9 protein-coding genes and 1 pseudogene are annotated in these 21,085 nt (G+C 31.2%); 5 read left to right on the forward strand and 5 right to left on the reverse strand.

Annotation, left to right across the window (positions count from 1 at the left end; all coding sequences use genetic code 11):
* Positions 1–49: 49 nt before the first annotated feature.
* The gene (locus Q0733_RS11130) at positions 50–3,355 is read left to right on the forward strand and encodes a reprolysin-like metallopeptidase (protein ID WP_298782314.1); all 3,306 of its coding nucleotides are present in this window, start codon (positions 50–52) and stop codon (positions 3,353–3,355) included.
* A gap of 75 nt (positions 3,356–3,430) precedes the next feature.
* On the opposite strand, the gene pruA is transcribed toward Q0733_RS11130, so the two are convergent.
* From pruA to Q0733_RS11150, 5 genes and pseudogenes are all read right to left on the reverse strand, one after another.
* On the reverse strand, positions 3,431–5,056 hold the full coding sequence (gene pruA, locus Q0733_RS11135; protein WP_298782315.1) for an L-glutamate gamma-semialdehyde dehydrogenase: 1,626 nt from the start codon (positions 5,054–5,056) through the stop codon (positions 3,431–3,433).
* A 214-nt stretch (positions 5,057–5,270) separates the two neighbouring features.
* On the reverse strand, positions 5,271–6,080 hold the full coding sequence (locus tag Q0733_RS11140; protein ID WP_298782316.1) for a hypothetical protein: 810 nt from the start codon (positions 6,078–6,080) through the stop codon (positions 5,271–5,273).
* A 24-nt stretch (positions 6,081–6,104) separates the two neighbouring features.
* A pseudogene (locus Q0733_RS13140) lies at positions 6,105–6,431 on the reverse strand (DUF3667 domain-containing protein); the annotation flags it as partial.
* Positions 6,398–6,784 carry a Co2+/Mg2+ efflux protein ApaG gene (apaG, locus tag Q0733_RS11145; RefSeq protein ID WP_298782317.1) on the reverse strand — a complete coding sequence of 129 codons (387 nt, stop codon included), beginning with the start codon at positions 6,782–6,784 and terminating at the stop codon, positions 6,398–6,400. The gene apaG and the pseudogene Q0733_RS13140, both read right to left, overlap by 34 nt.
* A 50-nt stretch (positions 6,785–6,834) precedes the next feature.
* Complete coding sequence (locus tag Q0733_RS11150) at positions 6,835–8,049, reverse strand: DUF5103 domain-containing protein (RefSeq protein ID WP_298782318.1); 1,215 nt, start codon at positions 8,047–8,049, stop codon at positions 6,835–6,837.
* Between the two features lie 360 nt (positions 8,050–8,409).
* On the opposite strand from Q0733_RS11150, the gene Q0733_RS11155 reads away from it, so the two are divergent.
* The 4 genes from Q0733_RS11155 to Q0733_RS11170 form a co-directional block, all read left to right on the forward strand.
* Entirely contained in the window at positions 8,410–9,288 is an 879-nt protein-coding gene (locus tag Q0733_RS11155) for a tail fiber protein (RefSeq protein ID WP_298782319.1), read from the forward strand.
* 20 nt (positions 9,289–9,308) lie between these two features.
* On the forward strand, positions 9,309–18,215 hold the full coding sequence (locus tag Q0733_RS11160; RefSeq protein ID WP_298782320.1) for a LamG-like jellyroll fold domain-containing protein: 8,907 nt from the start codon (positions 9,309–9,311) through the stop codon (positions 18,213–18,215).
* Position 18,216: 1 nt separating this feature from the next.
* A complete protein-coding gene (locus tag Q0733_RS11165) occupies positions 18,217–19,512 on the forward strand; it encodes a hypothetical protein (RefSeq protein WP_298782321.1) in 1,296 nt (431 codons plus the stop codon).
* A gap of 2 nt (positions 19,513–19,514) precedes the next feature.
* The coding region (locus Q0733_RS11170; protein WP_298782322.1) for an MBG domain-containing protein at positions 19,515–21,085 on the forward strand (1,571 nt) is incomplete at its 3' end.

The raw sequence follows: 21,085 nt of genomic DNA on the forward strand, positions 1-21,085 counted from the left end.
AAAACGTTATATTTGAAACGATAAATTTTTATATTAAATAATGTATTTTATGAAAAGTAAATTATCTTTTTTACTACCGCTAATAGTTTTATTTTTTAACATTACTGCTGTTAATTCTCAAGAGGTATGGAAGAAAATTCAAAAAGAAAATTATTCAATTCAGAAAAAGGAGGTTTATGATAAAGAAAATTTTCCTTCTGATTATGTAATTTTTTCTTTAGAATCAGAATTATTTTCTGGTAAATTAAAAAAGACAAGTAAAGAAGAAAGTGTTGTAGAATTACCAAATTCAGAAGGCACTTTGTCAAAGTTTTTATTAAAAGAAACTTCAAATTTTGAAGAAGGTTTACAAGCTAAATTTCCAAATATAAAATCATATACAGCCCAAGGTTTAGATGATCCAACCGCTGTTGCAAAAATAAGTATTGGTACAGATGGTTTTCATGCAGTAATATTTTCAGGAAAAGAAGAAACTTTGTATGTAGATCCCTATACAAAAGATAATGTAAATTACATCGTTTACAAAAGGAGTAGTTTAAGTAAGGTTGAAGATGATTTTAAATGTCAAGTAGAAGAAACTATTGGTAAAGAATTTACCACAAGTAATTTTGCTAAAAATGCAGATGATGGTAAATTAAGAACCTTTAGATTGGCTTTAGCTTGTAGTGGAGAATATGCAGAGTTTCATTTAGGAGCAGGTCAACAAAATATTCCAGATACAGAAACAGAAGAGGTAAAAAAAGCGGCTGTTTTATCTGCAATGAATACGTCAATTACAAGACTAAATGGGGTGTTTGAAAAAGATTTGGCAGTTAAAATGATACTTGTTAGCAATAATGATGAGATTATTTTTTTAGATGCTGATACTGATGGTATTACTGATGGTAGTCCAAATACAATGATAGATGAAGTACAATCAATTTGTGATGCAGAAATTGGAAATGCAAATTACGATATTGGTCATCTTTACAGTGTTGGTGGTGATGGTTTAGCAGGTTTAGGTGTGGTATGTGTTACAGGTCAAAAAGCAAGAGGTGTTACAGGTAGATCTCAACCGGTTGGTGATGCATACGATATAGATTATGTAGCACATGAATTGGGGCATCAGTTTGGTGCAACACACACACAAAACAATAATTGTAACAGAACAGATGATACAGCAGTAGAACCGGGTAGTGGATCTACAATTATGGGGTATGCAGGTATTTGTTCTCCTGACGTACAATCTGGAAATTCAAATGGTAATAGTGATGATTATTTTCATACAGTAAGTATTGCTCAAATGTGGAATACTATTGAGTCTTCAGGAACTTGTGCATCAGAAACAGATACAAATAATACTGCGCCAACTGCAGATGCAGGTTTAGATTATTCAATTCCAAAATCTACACCATTTAAATTATCTGGTGTAGCTGATGATGTTGATGGTACAAGTTCTTTAACTTATAATTGGGAGCAATTAGATAATGAAACTGCAACAATGCCGCCTTTATCATCAAGTACAATTGGACCTGTATTTAGATCTTTACCATCAAAAACAACTCCTATTAGATTTATGCCAGATTTAGCAACCGTAATTGCTGGCAGCACATCATCAACCTGGGAGGTTGTTCCTTCAGTTGCAAGAGAACTTAATTTTTCTTTTTTAGTGAGAGATAATCATGCTGGTGGAGGTAGTTCTGCTAGAGATGATATGGTGGTAACAGTTACAGATGCTGATGCTTTTACTGTAGATGTTCCAAATTCTGCTGTTATTTGGGATGTTGGTACAACTCAAACAGTTACTTGGCAAAAAGGAACTACAGATATATCTCCAATTAGTTGTTCTTTTGTAAACATAAAATTATCTGTAGATGGAGGACTTACTTTTCCAATTGTTTTAAAAAATGATACACCAAATGATGGATCTGAAGATATAATAATACCAAATAATGCTACAGAGGAGGCAAGAATTATGGTAGAAGCTTCTGATAACATTTTTTACAATGTAAATAGTGCTAATTTTACTATTAATTCTACATTACCTACATTCTTAATAACTGCCGAGATAGATAGTGAAACAGTTTGTAATTCAGGAAATAATTCTGTTGATTATAGTTTGAATTTTGATTTTATTAATAACTTTTCTGAAACAGTTACTTTATCTGCTTCAGGGTTTCCTACTGGCGCAAATGTTAATTTTAGCTCAGAAACGATTACAGATGATGGTAGTAGAATAATGACAATTTCAAATTTAGATGATAAAGCTGCTCAAGATTATACAATTATTGTATCGGGGAATTCTACTTCTTTAAATCAAGAAATCGAAGTTTATTTGAAAGTAGTTAGTAGTGATTTTAATGAAGTGATTTTAAGTGCTCCTGAGGATAATTCAGAAGACTTTGAATTAGAAGGAAGCCTAAATTGGAGTGAAGATTCAAATGCAGAATCATATAATGTAGAAGTTGCGCTAGATAGTGATTTTAATGACTTGGTATTTTCTAACAATGTTAATACTAATACTGTACAAATTACACCAAGTTTAAATCAAGAAACTACTTATTTCTGGAGAGTTCAGTATGTAAATTCTTGTGGTACAGGAACTTTTAGTGATTCTTTTAGTTTTACTACATTGTCATGCGATGTTTGTGAATCTTTTGGTGATAATCAATACGCAACTAGTACAACACTTGTAGAATTTAACACCATAAATAATGCTTCTGAAAAAGAAGGTGATAATGAAGCATATGGTGATTTTAAGTCCATAGAAACTTCTGTAACCATTAATGAAAGTTATGAGTTATCTGTAAATGTAAATACAGATGGAGATTATAGGGTGCATACAAAAGCATGGATAGATTGGAACAGAAATTGTGTTTTTGATGAAAATGAAGAGTATGATTTAGGTTTTGCTGAGAATACTACAGATGGAGTCACAAATGGGAGTCCGATTACAATTCAGGTGCCAGAAGATGCAAAAATTGGTGCTACCATATTAAGAGTGTCTTCTAAATATACGGATCCAGATGTTATTACGTATCCGCTTTCTTGTGAACAAGGTTTTGATGGTGAAGTAGAAGATTATTCAATATTAGTAAGAGGAATTGTTATAGAGGATGATGTTTTTGAAAGTTTTAATTTATTTCCAAATCCTACTGATGGAACTTTTAATTTAAGTTTTGATACAGAAAATAGAGATGATGTTTCAGTTCATTTATATGATTTAGCAGGGAGATTAATTGATAGTCAGGTATTTAATAATACAAGTACATATTTTACTAAAGATGTTGCTTTTAGTGTGGGATCTTCGGGTTTATATTTGCTTAAAATTACAAATGGAGATAAATACTCAACAAGAAAATTAATAATAAAATAAGAAACTAATAAAAAGTAAAAATCCTCATCAAATTAATTTGATGAGGATTTTTTTATGGATAAAATAAACTATTTTTTATCCTAAAAAAGGATATTTATAATCTTGCGGAGTAACAAAAGTTTCTTTAATTAACCTTACCGAAGTCCAACGTAATAAGTTTTGAGCAGAACCAGCTTTGTCATTTGTTCCAGAAGCTCTTGCTCCTCCAAAAGGTTGCTGACCAACAACTGCTCCAGTTGGCTTGTCATTAATATAAAAGTTTCCTGCAGAGTTTTCTAATGCTTTAGAAGCCTTTTCAACAATATATCTATCAGTAGAAAAAATTGCACCTGTTAAGGCATATTCTGTAGATTCATCAACTAATTTTAATGAAGCTTCCCATTCAGCATCTTCATAAATATAAACTGTCATTACGGGGCCAAATAATTCAGTAGTCATTGTTGCAAATGTTGGAGATTTAGCTACAATTACAGTCGGTTCAATAAAGTATCCAACAGATTTGTCATGATTTCCTCCAATAATTACATCAGCATCTTTATCCGCTTTAGCCGCATCAATATAGCTTGCAATTTTATCAAAAGAACCTTCATGAATAACTGCATTTACAAAGTTTGATGGATCTTCTGGAGATCCCATTTTTAACTCATCAGTTTGAGCAATTAAGTGTTTTTTTACATCGTCCCAAATTGAAGCAGGAATGTAAGAGCGCGAGGCAGCAGAACATTTTTGACCTTGATATTCAAAAGCACCTCTTGTAATTGCAGTAGCTACTTGTAAAGGGTTTGATGAGCTGTGCGCCCAAATAAAATCTTTTCCTCCAGTTTCTCCAACAATTCTTGGATAGGTTTTATAAGTATGAATATTATTTCCTATTTGTTTCCAAAGATTTTTGAAAACGTGAGTAGAACCTGTAAAATGTAATCCAGAGAAATCTGGAGATTCTAAAACGGTATCAGAAATCATTATTGGGTCTCCATAAACAACGTTTATAACACCATCTGGCAAACCAGCTTCTTTAAATAAATCTACAATTACTTGTGCAGAATATGCTTGATGATCTGAAGGTTTCCAAACTACAACATTACCCATTAAAGCTGCTGATGCAGGCAAATTTGCGGCAATAGAGGTAAAGTTAAAAGGAGAAATTGCGTACACAAATCCTTCAAGAGGTCTGTACTCAACTCTGTTCCAAATTCCTGGTGCAGAAGCTGGTTGATCCTTAAATATATCAGTCATATATTGTACGTTAAATCTAAAGAAATCGATCATTTCACATGCAGCATCAATTTCGGCTTGATGAACATTTTTAGATTGTGCAATCATTGTAGCAGCATTCATTTTTGCTCTATAAGGACCTGCTAATAATTCTGCAGCTTTTAAGAAAATTGAAGCTCTTTCCATCCAAGAAACACTAGACCAAGCTTCTCTAGCAGCCAATGCTGTAGAAATTGCTTCATCTATGTGAGATTTTTCAGCTATATGATATTGACCAACAACATGTTTATGATCATGTGGTGGTGTAATATTTTTAGTGTTTCCAGTTCTAACTTCCACACCATTAATATGCATTGGCACATCAATATTGCTGTTAAACATGGTTTTGTAAGTTGCTAATAATTCTTCTCTTTCTGGTGATCCAGGAGCGTAACCTTTAACGGGTTCATTTACAGCCACTGGAACATTAAAAAATCCTCTTGCCATTTTGTATGTTTTTTAAATTTGAATCTACTGATTATTGGGTTTCAAAGTTACAATTTTTGTTTCAATAAATTTATCTGTTTTTTAACCTCTTTTATTGAATTAAAATCAAAAAAATAAATAAAATTTGATGCTTATCATAATTAAATTGGTTGTCAAACAATTTTTTATTTATAAATCTTAATAAAATAATTGCAAGTAATCTATTAAAAGTTTGCTAGAATAACGCAAAAGATATAAGTAGTACAAATAAAGCTCCTATTGATGCCACAATTATGTAGCTTAAATTTAGTAATAAGAATTTTGTAAAAGTCTTAAAATAGCCTTGTTGATAAAATTGCTTCATGGCAATTATTAGGTAGAGTAAAAATAGCAATATAAAAATCCAAATTTTTGGTTCTGTATCGAAAATTAATAAAATATAGAGTATTGAAAACAGCATAAAAAACACAGTTTGTATGTGAAATACAAATATTAAATGATCTACATAGGTGTATTTTCTTCTGAGGTAAAAGAACTTTAAAAATAATGTAAAAAATGGTAAGAAAACAAATAAAGCTACTGAGCTATAAGATAGCATTTTATTTATAAATTGATCTCTGCTTTCCTTACTTTTTAAATTATTTGCTGTTTTTGCTCTAGTATATAAAAATCGGTTTGTAAAGTTTTTATCATATTTTAAACTATCTAAAGCAACATCAATAGAAGATTTTGGGTGTTTTTTTTGATAAGCTATAAATTTTTCTAACCTACTATCTACGCCAAGTTTTATATTAAAGCCATCATTATCATTTTTTATTGAATCCTTAGTATCTTCTTCTAATTCTTCTATAATTTTTTTCCTAGCAGCTTCTGGGATAGGAATAAATGGATTTTTCATTTTGTTTTTTAATTCTTGTTTTATAGAATCAATTTCTTTTTCATTTAATTTTTTTTTAGCTTTTGTAGTTTCACTTTTTATAACATCAACAATGTCCGCTTTACTTTCTTTTGTTAACGACTCATATTTATTAATTGTAGTTTGCAAACCAACTAATAAAAAAAAGATTATTGATACTGTTAAATAAAAACGAAATGGGTTAGAATAACGCTGTCTTTTTCCATCGATATAATCTTTAGAAACTTTTCCAGGTTTTATTAAAAGTGGTATTAAGGTATTCCAAAATTTAGCATCAAAATTGAATAAGCCATTAAAAACTTCCTGAATAAAACTAACAAATGTTATTCTGTTGCCTTTGTTTGCTTGCCCGCATTCTGGGCAAAATTTTTCTTGCCCACTAAAGGGGTGTCCGCAATTTAAACATGCAGGATCATTTATTTTAGCGGCTTTTTTTTGTGATTTGCTTAGTTTGATAAGATTGGGGTTATAAGTTGGAATGTAGGTATAATTACTTTAATTTGTTCTTTTGAGTGATAGTTTTCCATGGTATAGTAGCCTTTCATTGCCCCTATTGTAGATTCTAAAAAACAACCAGAACTGTAAGAATATATTTCATTTGGTTGTAAAATTGGAGTTTGCCCTACAACACCTTCACCTTTTACGATCTCATTATGATTTAGAGAATCATAAATTTTCCAACAACGATTTTTTAATTGAAAAACCTCTGAAGTTGTGTTTTTAATATTTATGAAATAAGGAAATATATGGAATAGCTTGTTGTTTTTTAAACTAGTGCCTATGTATTTGGTAGTTACAGAAATTTTTATGCCCTTTGTTATTTGTTCAACCATGTAGGGTAAAAGTAGTTTTTTTGTGTAAATAACACAAGTCAAAAATATAATTATCTGTTTTGGTTAAAGAACCCGTAACCAACACCAATAACTCTATCATATAAACCACCAAATGCTTTATGGTATAATAATACTGTATAATGGTTTTCAGTTTGGTAAAATGTACCGTTAATTTTGCTAGAATCTATCTTGTTATTTTGATCAACTGTAACAAAAGTGTAATTGTAAAAACCTTGTTTTAGTAAAATTTTACCTTTATAATTAGTGTCGTTAAAATCGTAGGTAAGTTTGTTTTCTTCTTCAATTTGAAAATTGTTAAAAGCGCCATATACATATACTTCTTTACCTTTAAAAGGCTGCTCTGCTTGTAATGTAAAATGCATCATTGCATAATCAGCTTCTGTTCTTGGGTCGGAACCTTCAAGAGTTCTAATTACAAATTGACCATTTATATCAGGATTATATCTGTAGGTTTTAAAAGGATTGTAATTTGAAGGGTATAAATAATGATGAAAAATATCTTTCATTTCAATATGTACAATATTTAAACTTTTATTTCTTAGGGATTTACTATCGAAATTCAAATACTCATTATCGCCCCAAAAATTCGTTTTATTGATGTAAGAATACCGAAGTTGATTTGGTTTTAAAAAAGTAGGTTGTAAATCAACTATTTTTTCATTCCAATTTTCATTTTTTAGTAAAACAATATTAACTTCTTGGTTTGGGTTGTTGATTCTAATATTTGGATGATTTACAGTAACTTCAACCGTTTGTTGTGTGTTTACTGTTTTAGTATCCCTGCTTCTATCTACAAAAACACCTACAGTAGTCAGATTTTCATAAAGCACAAATTTTCTTGTAAAAAGTACTTCATCATCGTAATTTATAACGGATAATAAGTAGTTTCCGCTTTTAGTAATTACTGTATTTATGTTTGGAATATTTACAGAGTAATGTGTGTAATTCTGAAAAGTATTAAAAGAATTGGTAACGTCAATAATAGTATTTTGATCAAAACCATCAATATATTGACTAGAAAGTAGTCTGCTTTTCTGCCAATCATGAGTCATATGTTCTATTTTATATTGATAGTCTTTACTATCAGCATCTAAATCATCAAATGAAAGCTCTAAAACAGTACCTAGGGGAACAATGGAAGAGTAATTATTTTCTTGTTGTGGTCTTAATTGAATTGATTTTATGTTTTGTGAAAAACCATTTAAACCGAAAAATATAAAAACAAGTAGTATTTTTTGATACATATTAATCTGTTACTTTTTGTAAAAGTACTAAAATTTGTACTCTAATAATTAAAAGCAAATACTATACCTTTTTTTAGTTTTTTAAGATGTTGCAAATATTATTCTTTTTTGAGTATTCAAAAGGAATATTTTTTTATGGGGAATTAAAATAATAAAATAGCTTATGACTTAATTGGGAGTGTTTACGATCTAAGATAGTGTTACTTAAGTTTTTTTTATATTTTTCAAGTTTTTTTTTTGAATTTTATAAAGGCTTGTAGTATTTTTGCAAAAAATACTTAAAAACAGTAAGATATTAGTTGTTGAATGATGTTTTACTAATAAATAATCCATTTCAATCCATTTCAATCGATTTCAATTATGAAGAAAATTTACTCTTTTTTAACTTTGTTAATTTTTACAACTATTTCATTTGCGCAAGGTATTTCTGTACAAGGTATTGCACGCGATAATGCAAGCTCGGCAATTACAGATACAAACTTAACTTTTACATTTAGTATTACAGAAGAAGATAATACTGTTATGTATGCAGAAACACAAGGAATTAAAACAGATCATTTTGGTGTATTTTCTCATGTTATTAGAACAGGTAATCCTATTACAAATACATTTGATGATATCGATTTTGGGGTTGAGGGCTTAAAATTAAAAGTTTCTGTTACTTATAATTCAGAAGATATAGAGGTGTATGACCAAACACTACAATATACACCATATGCACACCATGCTAAAAACGGAGTGCCAACAGGTTCTATTTTACCATTTGCAGGTACAGAAGCACCTGACGGTTGGGTACTTTGTAACGGGCAAAGCCTAGAGTATGTTGATGGTGCTGGCGCATTAAAAGAACTTATTGGTAATAATGCACCAGATTTAAGAGGTCTGTTTTTAAGAGGTACAGGTACAAGTGCTTTAGGTTCGCAATACGTAGGGCCAGATTTGTTAGCTACACAAACTGATGAAAATAAGGAGCATACGCATGGTGTTGGTTCTTTAACTATTCCAAATGGAGGTGCACATACAAATTCTTTTCAGTTTAGCTATCGAGGGTATGATGCTGAAGGGGGCGGTGGTATTGCTAGGAATCGTTATACAAGTGATACAAATGATGGAATAATTACACAAACGACATCATTAGGGGGAGAACATACGCATACTATTAATGGTAGTGTAGCTAGTACAGGAGGTGCTGAGACTCGTCCAGTAAACTACGGTGTAAACTATATTATTAAGTTATAATATAACATAAAACATATATTATGAGAAAAATACTACATGTTTTATGTATGTGTTTGGTAACCTTTATGGTTACTGCACAAGAAAATAGTAAGAATCATATTTTTTTAGGAAATGCAGCTGTAGATAATACACAAGAAAATGCAGCTATAAAAGTACAAATGCAAATAGGTGGGCCAGTGCTTTCCCATTTGCATGATAGTGAAATAAGTACCTCTTTTGGGTTTCCATACGGTGTTTTATATATATCTTCTACATTTTATGACGCTGGTTTTGAGGTTTCAAAAGGGTATTATGGAGATAGAATTCAATTAGATTGGTCTATTGGAGCGAATAAAGATGAAATTGAAAATTATATTATTTACAGAAGGCCATATGCTTCTGTTGTAAGTACTGATTATTTTCAAGTAGGAGATGATGGAGCACTTAAGGTTCATGAATCTTTTGGGGAGCCTTTGGTAACTTTAGGTAGTGATGTATATACATATGTAGATACAGCTACAGAGGGTGTTGTTTTGTATGAGTACTTAGTATATGCAACAGGGATTTCTGCAATAGCCGATAAGTATACCAATTATATAACAGGTATAGGGTATAAAAACCCAACAGCTGTTGTTACAGGTAATATTAGTTTTGCAGGAGGTACACCAGTAAAGGATGTAATTGTAAGAGCGGAGCCAGATGGAGATGAAGTTAGTGTTGGTAGTAGCATTTACGTATCTGATGAAGGTAGGTTAAATGTAAAGTATTTGAGTGAAGAAATTACAACAGAAGGAACATTTCAATCGTGGTTACGTATACCGGAATCGGCTGATTTTAGATGGTTGAAATTACAGAAAAGAGCAGAAGTTACAGAAAATACTTCAAGTAACTTTGTATATACAGATGTTAAGTTAGTAGGAACCGCAGACGAAAAGGCTATCGAAGTTACTGTAGGTAATAATAACAATAATAGTTCGGTATATAAAGTAATGTTAAAAAATTATTTCCCTACGGGTCAGGTAGATGGAAAAGGAGACGATATTTTAAAAAGTATTTCAGAGCTTCATAATGATTTTATCCACCTTTCTGTAGTGTTAAATGAAAATGAAAGTCCTTTAGTATATTTAAATGGACGTTTATTAAATGATGCTTTTATAGAAACTATTACTGCTGTACAAGAAGAAATTTTTGATGAAGAAGCTAGGCAAATTCCTGAGTTAACTACAACAGGAGATTATGTTTATCAATTTATAGAAGACTATAATAGTTTAGAGGTTGCAGATGAACTAGATGGAATTGTAGATGAAGTTCGTTTATGGAAAGAAGCTTTAAGTGAACGTAGTATCCGTCAAGATTTTAAAAGATATTTAAGTGGTACAGAAGCTAATTTATTAATGTATTTACGTGCTGACGAAGGTAATGGAGCTTATGCTTATGATTTATCAGCAAAAGGTTACGATTTTAATAAAAACGAAGCTTTACTTTATAAAAGTGAGTGGACAACCAATTCGGAAGACAAACCTGATAGTAATCAATTAGGTGTGTTAGGGGTTACAGATGATAACGGAAACTATATCATTGCTGCAATTCCTTATTCAGGGGCAGGAGAATCTTTTAATATTACACCTTCTTTTGGAGTGCACCAATTTAGTCCAAGTCAGCAATTAATTTTTTTAGGAGCTGGTGCAGAGGTTGTTAATAAAATAGATTTCGAAGACGTTTCATCATTCATTTTTAGAGGTAAAGCACGTATGGATCTTGTGGGAACTTTTGATCCAATAACCAATAATGATGGAACTGTTAATCTGCCAGATATTTTACAAGTAGAAGAGTCTGGATATAATGAATACACGGTAACCGATGTTAACGGAACAATCCGTTCTTATCAAAAAGGAGACTATCAAGCAGGAGAAGAAGCTAATACGATTGTAGATATGCCTAACGTAGGGGTAGCAGGAGCTAATGTGTATATTGACGGAAATATTGTATTGGATGAAGAAAGTAAACCTTTAACTACCGATGAAGATGGAGGATTTGTAATTGAGGTACCTATTGGAAATCATTATATTGAAATTAAAAAAGACAATCATGAATTTACTTATGGAGGTCGTTTTCCTATGTTAACAGCAGATGCTTTAGCCCAACAAGAGCGAGTTAAAGGAAGTAGTTTAACAGAAGAAGAAAAAACTTATATTGAAGAAAATCATAAAACAGAATTTGACTTTTTCGAACATCAAGAAACTTCGGTTACTTTCTTAGATCAAACTAAAGTTACCTTAGTAGGTAAAGTAGTAGGAGGGTCTGTAGAGGCAGCCAAACCTATTGGTTTTGGGTATGATGGTTATGTAGAGCATGTTTTTAACGAAGGAGAAGATGATGAAACTAAAGAAGCGGTAAGTGCCATTAATAATATTGGGCAAGCAACTATAAAGTTAAGTCATGAGGCAGGTGATATTATTATTACTACCAATGCTGAATCTGGAGAATACAGAAGAGAATTAGCACCGTTGTTATATACTATAGAAAAAACAAGCACAAGTGATGGTGTTACCATTATTAATGATACAGAGGGTATTAGTGGAGATTTTTTAAATGCTAACGAAACACTTAATTTAAGTGATGTTCCAGCAACATCAACTTCTGAATTCTCTTTAGGAGAGGGAGTAGATCCATTAGTTTCTGAACCATATCATTATGAAAAAAGTTTTGTTTATCGTTCTGCCCCTCAATTATTTGTTACTAGACAAACCTCTGAGGAAACTTTGTCAGCAAATGGAGAAGTTTATTCAACAGAAGGATTAACATTAAACGGCAGCCCATTAGCGTTCTATAAACAAGGAGGTATTTATTATATTGATTTTGAAACCTATGAAGAATATCATAATTATGATGGAGAAAGTGTTGAAGAGTTTAAAGTGCCAGTTATAGATGGTGGTTTTATTATTAATAATAATTTAGAAATGGCAGCTGGAACTTTAGTTTATGATGAAGATGACAAAAGTAAATCAACATATACCTTTATGGGTGGAATCCCTACCATTTCAGCACCTTTTAAAAAGACAATTTCTATTAACTATAGAGTTAATGGTCTTGACACACCAGCCGTTGGGTATAATCCAGAAGGATTACTTTTAGGTGGTGCTCCTGATGGTACCCAAACGTTTGTAACTGCTGCGCCTGAGGTTCCTGCTATTGTTTTAAGAGATCCGCCAGGGACCAATAGTTTTGCTTCTATAGAAAAAGGGACAAGTATCAGTATTACATCTGAAGCTGCTTATGCGCATTCAGGGGGGTATTCGGATGCACTTTCATTAAGTTTAGGGGCAGATAGTAAAATCGTTACTTCACCTGCAGGAGGACCAATTATTGAAACTTCACTTACAAATGATTTCGAGGCAGGTGTTTCAGTATCCAGAACATCTTCAAATGGTACTAGTTTAACCAAAACCTATACGTTTAATCAAACAATATCAACAAGTGCAGAGCAAGACTATGTTGGTGCTGAAGGAGATTTGTATATAGGAGAGTCAAAAAATTATTATTATGGTAGTTATGATAATATAATTTTAGATGCTCAAAACTACGATGGAAATAATTCGGTAAGTTTAGAATTTACAAATTCATTAGGTGAAAAAGTGCCTCTATATATATCCAAAACAAAAGAAATAAGTTTTTCAGAAGCTAATACAGCTACCATGTTTATCTATAGTCAGAAGTATTTAATTGAAACGCTTATACCTGAATTAGAATTGATCGTTTCAAATTTACAAAACGGCCTTTTAGACCCTAATGCTGAAGGGGTTGAACAAGAATGGTATTATCAACAACAAATAGACCTTTGGAAAGAAAGTATTGCAAGTAATGAATACGCTAAATATAGAGCTTTTAACGAAACAAATGAGTTAAAAGAAGAGATAAAAGATAATTTGCAGGAAGATATTGATGACCTTAAAAGGCAGATAGATGAGAAAAGTTTTTCAGGTGTATCTGATTCTAAAATGAATGATAAATTAAATGAATTATATAATTTACAAGATCAATTAGAAGATAGATTTCAACAAAATATTTCTTTTGATGCAGGTGTTGGTGAGTTTTCAAGTAGTTTTGAAACATACCAATTAAAAACTCAAACAAAAGAGTATTCTTTTTCTATGGATGAAAGTTTTTCATGGGTTAAAGGCTTTAAAATAGGAGGAAATGGGTTTGAAAATTCTATATCAGTCCAATTTACTCAAACAGGAGATACAAGTATTAGTAAAGATGATGAAGAAACTACAACCATTGGGTATACTTTAGTTGATAATGATGAGGCTAATGTTTTAAGTGTAGATGTTGTAAATGTTTTTGACGATAATGGTCCTATTTTTATTACCCAAGGGGGTAGAACATCATGTCCGTATGAAGATGAAACAAAGGCTGAGTTTTTAAATAAAGATTCAAAAGAGTATTTTAAGTCTGTTGATGATTATTATTCATATTTAGAAAAAAAGGCAGAATACGAAAATGCTTTAGAAGATTACAACATTAATAAAGCAAAATTTGATGATTGTGTAGCGAAAAATGGTTATTTCGCTTGTCAGACAGAGGAGGATGCAGTTGGTAATGAGCCTGTTGAACCAGACGTTGTTGATAAGCCTGATTTTCCTATTGAAAGTATAGGTACTATAGACAATACGGATACTGATAAAGAAAATCATGGGTATTCTTTAAATTACGCAACTCAAAAAGTAGAAGATCCGGTAATAAGTGCATTAGAAACTAATATTACAGGAGTGCCAGAAGATGGAAAAGCGGAATTTACGTTAATTTTAGAAAACAATGGAGTTGGAACTTCTGATCATACCGATTTTAATTTAAAAATTGATACGCCATCAAATCCACATAATGTTATTTTTAACATACGTGAGCATGATAATACAGTAAATGTACCAAGAGGTGAAAAGGTATATTTTACATTGACTATGGAGAAGTCTGTAGAAGATGTATTTGAATACAAGGATATTAAATTGATTTTCGAGTCTATGTGTGATGATGTACATACAGGTACAAGTATCTTGTTATCAGCAAGCTTTATACCATCGTGTTCAAATGTAAGTGTGAGTGCGCCTTTTGATGGTTGGGTAGTAAACCATAGTGATATTTATAATGATGATGGTAGTACAAATTCATTAAAAGTAGAGTTGTCAGAATTTAATCCTGATTATAATAGCTTTAAAAAAATAGATTTACAATATCGTAAATCAACTAGTTCATCATGGACACGTTTGCATACTTATTATAAAGCACCATTTACTACAGACGAGGGTATTGCTGTAGATTATTTAGCAACAGCTATTGAAAATGGAGAAGATAAAAACAGTTCAATAACAGATACTACTATTGATTATGATTTTGATATTGCAGGTTTAGGTTTAGATGATGCTGAATATGAAATAAGAGCAATTTCTTATTGTACAGATGATACAGAATATGTGTCTGATGTAGTTTCAGGTACGGTAGATTTAACCAGACCACAACAATTTGGTACACCATCACCAACCGATGGTATTCTAGGGTCTGGAGATGATTTACGTTTACAATTTAGTGAGCCAATTGTTTACAATAGTGCAATTAGCAAAATAGAAATTGTAGCAGAAACAAATCAGTTGCCTGTTAATCATGCTGTATCAGTTGCTTTTGAAGGAGCAGATAATACTATGGTTATAGAAAAAACAAATGTTTTTACTGGAGATTATAGTATAGAGTTTTGGATGGATAACCAAACAACAGGTAATGCTACTATTATGCAACAAGAAAACGGTTTTAGTATTGCTCTTGTTAATGGAGAAATGGTTTGGACTTTGGGCGGACAAACAGTTCAAGGAACGGTTTCCGATGATGATCTTTTCCATCATTATACCCTAACATATCATCAAGAAAAAGGTGAATTACGTATTTACGAAGATAGTACTGAGTTAAAAGTTGCTACAGTCGGAGATATTGAGTTTACAAATTCTGGAGCTTTAACCATAGGAGGTAATAGTTTTGTGGGTAATATTCATGATTTACGTATGTGGACAAAGTCTATTTCACTTGCAGAGTCAGTAGCTAGTTTTTATGAGCAGTTTACAGGATCGGAACGTGATTTAGTAGGATATTGGAAAATGAATGAAGGTCGTGGAGCAATTGCTAATGATTTAGCAAGGTTTATACATGGTGTTGTAAATGCAGAGTGGAATATCAACCCTAAAACAACAGGTTATGATTTTGCTGACAATCAATATTTAACATTAAACTTAAATGATTTATCACAGTTTGGTGCTGCAACACAAATAGATGATGAAATGGATGTTACATTATCATTTTGGGTAAAAACAGCTAGCACTAATGGAACCATAATCTCTAACGGTAGAGGTACCGAAGAAGACTTATTACAATCTAACGGTAAACGCAATAAATGGTCTGTAGAGGTTGATGGAAATGGAAATTTAGTGTTTAATAATGAAGGTTTTTCTTATGAACTAACGGAAAACAGTATTGCAGATGATTCATGGCATCATGTTGCTATAGTCGTTAGACGTTCAGGATCATTAAATACCTATTTAGATAATGGATTAGTTACTTCTCATAATGTAAGTAACATAGGAGGGATTTCTGGAAGTAAATTTTGGATAGGTGCTAGAGGATATACTAATGAAATAGGTGTAGAAACTATAGACAGGAATTTCACTGGTAAATTAGAAGAAATAAGACTCTGGAATACTGCACGTTCATTAGTTCAAATAGAGAGAGATAGTTATACAGAGATAGCATCAAACACATTAGGTTTAATTATGTATGCAAGTATGAATAACCCTGAAATCCCTAATGGAAAAGGGCCTGCATATTTTCATCAATTATCTACTGGTATTACAGCTTCTGTAAATGCAGAGTTAAGCAGTGGTACACCTAATTATACAGAAGATACACCAAAATTACAACCAGCAAGAGAGTTGTTAAGTTTCGACGTATCTTATGTAATTAATGGTGATGAAATTATTATAACTCCTCAGGTAAGTGATTGGTCGGTATTAGAAAATCAAATATTAGATATTACAGTAGATCGTTTATTTGATGCAGCAGAAAACCAACAAGCATCACCAGTAACATGGACCGCTTTTGTTTCTAAAAATAATGTAGAATGGTATGTTAATGAAAATGAAAGCGTAGTAGAAATAGAAAAAACATCGGGTGAATCTTATGAATTTGAAATTACTTTATTAAATAAAGGAGGAGTAGATGAAAAATTTGAAATAACAAATATTCCTAATTGGTTAACTTTAAGTGAAACTTCAGGAAGTTTAGATCCTAGTAGTGGTATTACTATACAGGCATCTATTGCTAGTGAGTTAAGTATAGGAGAATATGTTCAGGATTTATTTTTAGAAACAGATTTTGGGTTGGATGAAAAATTACAATTGGACTTAAGAGTGTTAAGTGAAGCACCAGATTGGTCTGTAAACGAACCTGATTACTCAAATAACATGAACATTATTGGGGTTATTAAAATTAATGATCAATTTTCTAGAGATGAATTTACTAAAGTAGGTGCTTTTGTTAATGAAGAACCAAGAGGAGAGGCTTATCTACTGTATGATGATGCTAGGGATAGTTATTTTGTGTTCTTAACAGCTTATAGTAATGTTTCAAGTGGAGAAGATGTCACTTTTAAAATTTGGGACGGCCTTAATGGTAAAGTATTAACAGCTTCAATAGACGGTTTGGTAAGTGTACCTTTTTTACAGAATGAAGTATTAGGAACTAAATCTAGTCCAGTAGTTTTCTCTGGAGATTTATTTTCAGAGCAAACCATTAGCTTAAACGAAGGTTGGACATGGTTTTCTTCTTATGTAGAGGATGCTAGATTTGATAATATAAAAGAAACTTTTGATGGATTAACATTGGCAGAAGGAGATCAAATAAAATCTCAAAACCTGTTTTCTAAATATGAATCTGGAGATTGGTTTGGTTCTTTATCTAATATTGAAATAAGTACGATGTATAAGGTAAAATTAGCAACTGCTAATAGCCTAACATTAGTAGGTCAAGACGTAGATGAAACGAATTTAAATTTAGCCTTAAATGAAGGGTGGAATTGGTTGCCATTTCCAATTCATAAAAGTACTAGATTACAAGACGCACTTTCTTTATATGAACCAACAGATGGAGATGTTATTAAAGATCAGTTCAGTTTTGCTATCTACGATGAGCTTTCAGGTTGGAGTGGATCATTAACTTACTTAACACCTAATAGTGGTTATATGATGAGATCAGGAGTAGCGCAAACCTTTAATTATCCAAGTGCAGGTACCGTATCTAAGTTTGTAAGTGGCAATAAAGGAGTTTCTAGTAAAACAGTTGCTTTATTTTCAAAATATAGTTCAAATATGAATGTTGTAGCAGAAGTACTTTTGGATGATGCTTATACAGATGTGTTAGTTTATGATGAAGAAAACAACTTAAGAGGAACTTCTCCAATAGTAGAGGTTGATGGTAAGAAAATAAGTTTTGTGACAGTTTTTAGTGATGGAAATGATACTATGAAATTTATAGTTTCAGACGGAACAAAACTAATAGATGTAAGTTCTAATTTTATTTTTGAAAGTAATAAAGTTTACGGAAGCTTAAAAAAACCAGTAGCTTTAGGGGTAAAAGAGGTTTTAGCATCAGATTCGGTTGAGTTATCTTTAAGTGAGGTTTTATTATATCCTAATCCTTTTTCAGATTCATTTATTATAGATGGTTCTTTACAAACAGACAAGGTTGTAAAAGTAGAAATATTGTCTATGTTAGGTAATAAGGTATATAGTAAAAGTACTCCAGAAGATAAAACAATAGTAGATACTTCAGTTTTAGCAAGAGGTGTTTATTTTGTAATCTTAACCTCTCATTCAGGTAAGAGCATTGCTAAAAAAATGATAAAAAAATAAAATGAAGTTTAATTATTTTTTTAGAATACTAATAAGTTTTTTATTTTTAAGTGTAAACGCTCAAGAACCAGATTGGTCAGTAGATGGTTCTAAGTATCAGTTTACTATGAATATTACTACATTTTTAAATGTAAATGGGACAACTTTATCTTCTTCAGAAGATAAAGTTGCTGTTTTTGTGGGGGAAGAGATTAGAGGCGTGGCTAACTTAGCTTATGTAGCTAAGTATGATAAATATGTGGCATTTTTAACCATATATTCAAATACAAGTAGTGAACAATTAAATTTTAAAATTTATGATAGCACTAATGATACTGTTGTAAACGTAATTAAAACAGAAAGTTTTGTTATTGACAGTAGTTTAGGAAGCGTATTTCAATCATATAGTATTGCTAACCCAGAACTAAGTAGTGAAGCAAGCTTATTGTCATTTAGTTTCTTAAATATCGGTATTGTAGAAGAAAAAATAAATGGTAATCAAAGAGACTTTGTTTTACCTATAGGTACTGATTTAACTACATTAAAGCCTCAGTTTACAATTAGTGAAGGTGCGCAGTTATACGTATTAGAAAATATACAAACCTCTGGGCAGTCTATACAAAACTTTACTAAAAGTATTACTTATAGTGTTTTGTCAGAAAATCAAGCGGTTTTAAATACTATTCAAATAAACGTTACAGTTGAAGAAAAAAGTGTAAATCCACCAGTAGTTGTTTTATCTTCTGAAGAAGAAGGTAGTGTTAATACGATTCCTGTTTCTGTCAGCTTAAAAACAAATGTTAGCCTTGCTGAATTTAATGAAAATAATTTTGTATTGGTTAATGCCTTAGTTTCATCTATTAAAGAAGAAAGTGACTTGAGTTATACTATTGAAATTGTTCCGATACAACAAGGTGTTTTTTCTATAGAGTTATTAGAAGGTAGGTTGTATAATCTAGAAAATGAACCAAATGAAACATCTAGTAAGTTGTCTTTTATTTATGATGCCGTAAATCCTTATGTTGTTGCTGTTAAAAGAAAAACCCCATTAGATGAGATAACAAAGAATGATATTTTAGTATTTGAAGTTGTTTTTAGTGAAGATGTAGAAGGGGTGTCAATAACAAACTTTAAAAGTGTAACAGGAGCAAACATTAGTGTAGAAAAAAGTAAACAAGATTATACATATGAAGTAACTGTAAATAACTTAGATACTTATTACGGAGTAGTTCCATTATATATAATTGATTCTGATAAGATAAAAGACAAGGCAGGTAATTTATTAATTAATAGCGTTTTTAACGCTTATCAAAATTAATTATGAAAACATTTATATATAAAATTATTTTAATTAGTGTTTTTTGTTTGTTAAGTAAAAGTATACAATCGCAAACAGCTCCTAATTGGTCTGTTAATACTTCAGGTTATCAGCATACCATGACTTTTACAGCTTTTTTAAATGTCAATGGCTCTACACTTACATCTAGTCAAGATCAAGTAGCAGCATTTGTAAATGATGAGATTAGGGGGGTTTCTAATGTGGTATTTGTTGATAGTTTAGATAAGTATGTTGTTTTTTTAACCGTTTTTTCAAATACAAATGGAGAAGTTATTAATTTTAAAATCTATGACAGTGCCAATCAAGTTGTAGTGCCAGCTATACAAACTCCCATGTTTAATATTGATGAAAGTGTAGGGGGTGTTCAGCAATCATATAATATTTCAAGTACAATATTAAATGATGAGGCAGAATTTACTTCTTTTTCATTTAAAGGGTTGACAGCTATTTCAACTGAAATATTATCAACTGAAATAAATATTGTTTTACCTGAAAATACAGATTTAACAAGTTTAACACCTGTTTTTACGAGTAGTAATAATTCAAAAGTTTTTATAAATAATAGTATACAAGAAACAGGAGAAGGGGTTGTAAATTTTTCAGAAATAATAACCTATAGTGTTTTGTCTGAAGATGAGTCAACCTTAAGAGAGTATAATGTTAACGTTAGTAGTTTTGTAAGTAATGCACCAACATCAGTTGTAATAACTGGTCCAGATTCTAAATTTGTTAATACCCTACCTGTTACATTAGATGTTGTTTTTTCAAACACTATATCTAATTTTGAAATTTCTGATTTCGTAGTAGAAAACGCAATAGTTACTTCTTTAACTGGGACAGATTTTAAAAATTATAAAATAACTGTAATACCTTTAAGTCAAGGAGAGTTTTCACTTCAGTTACCTGAAGGTATAGTTGTAGATAAGCATAATAATCTTACAGAGGCGTCTAATAAAGTAATATACAATTATGATATTGTTAGGCCAGTAATTACAAACCTGTATGTAGACGAGACATCAGAAGCTTGGGTTTTTGTAGTTGATTTTAGTGAAGAAGTTTCAGGTGTAAGTGTATCAAGTTTTGAATTGATGGGTGCTGGAGCTACTGAGTTAGAAATTGATTCTGTTGAAAAAAAATCAGAAACTCAATATAAAGTCAATGTCGCAAATACAAGTAATATACAAGGTTCAGTTTCTTTGGGTCTTAAAGATACAAGTGGAATTCAAGATGCTGCGGGTAATTTAATAGTGGAGTCAAGTTTTGAAGCCTTTTTTTTAAACAATATAACCCCGATATCTATAACTGCTGAAGCTAAAACAAAAGCTTATGGAGAATTAGATCCAGTATTAACGTATAAAATTACTTCAGGTAGTTTAAGGACCGGAGATACATTAAGTGGAGGTTTAAATAGAGAAAAAGGAGAAGATGTTGGAACTTATTTAATAACTTCAAGTTTATCTAACCCGAATTATGCGATCACTTATAATTCATCAGATTTAACAATTACTTCAAAAGCAATTACAGTAACAGCTGAATCAGCAACGAAAGTTTA

The organism is uncultured Polaribacter sp. (assembly GCF_947500975.1).
Lineage (GTDB): Bacteria > Bacteroidota > Bacteroidia > Flavobacteriales > Flavobacteriaceae > Polaribacter.

Excerpts from the sequence above, each read along its gene's own strand:
- Q0733_RS11150 (WP_298782318.1), bottom strand. The coding sequence starts at position 8,049 with ATGTATCAAAAAATACTACTTGTTTTTATATTTTTCGGTTTAAATGGT.
- Q0733_RS11130 (WP_298782314.1), top strand. The coding sequence starts at position 50 with ATGAAAAGTAAATTATCTTTTTTACTACCGCTAATAGTTTTATTTTTT.
- Q0733_RS11155 (WP_298782319.1), top strand. The coding sequence starts at position 8,410 with ATGAAGAAAATTTACTCTTTTTTAACTTTGTTAATTTTTACAACTATT.
- Q0733_RS11160 (WP_298782320.1), top strand. The coding sequence starts at position 9,309 with ATGAGAAAAATACTACATGTTTTATGTATGTGTTTGGTAACCTTTATG.
- apaG (WP_298782317.1), bottom strand. The coding sequence starts at position 6,784 with ATGGTTGAACAAATAACAAAGGGCATAAAAATTTCTGTAACTACCAAA.
- pruA (WP_298782315.1), bottom strand. The coding sequence starts at position 5,056 with ATGGCAAGAGGATTTTTTAATGTTCCAGTGGCTGTAAATGAACCCGTT.
- Q0733_RS11165 (WP_298782321.1), top strand. The coding sequence starts at position 18,217 with ATGAAGTTTAATTATTTTTTTAGAATACTAATAAGTTTTTTATTTTTA.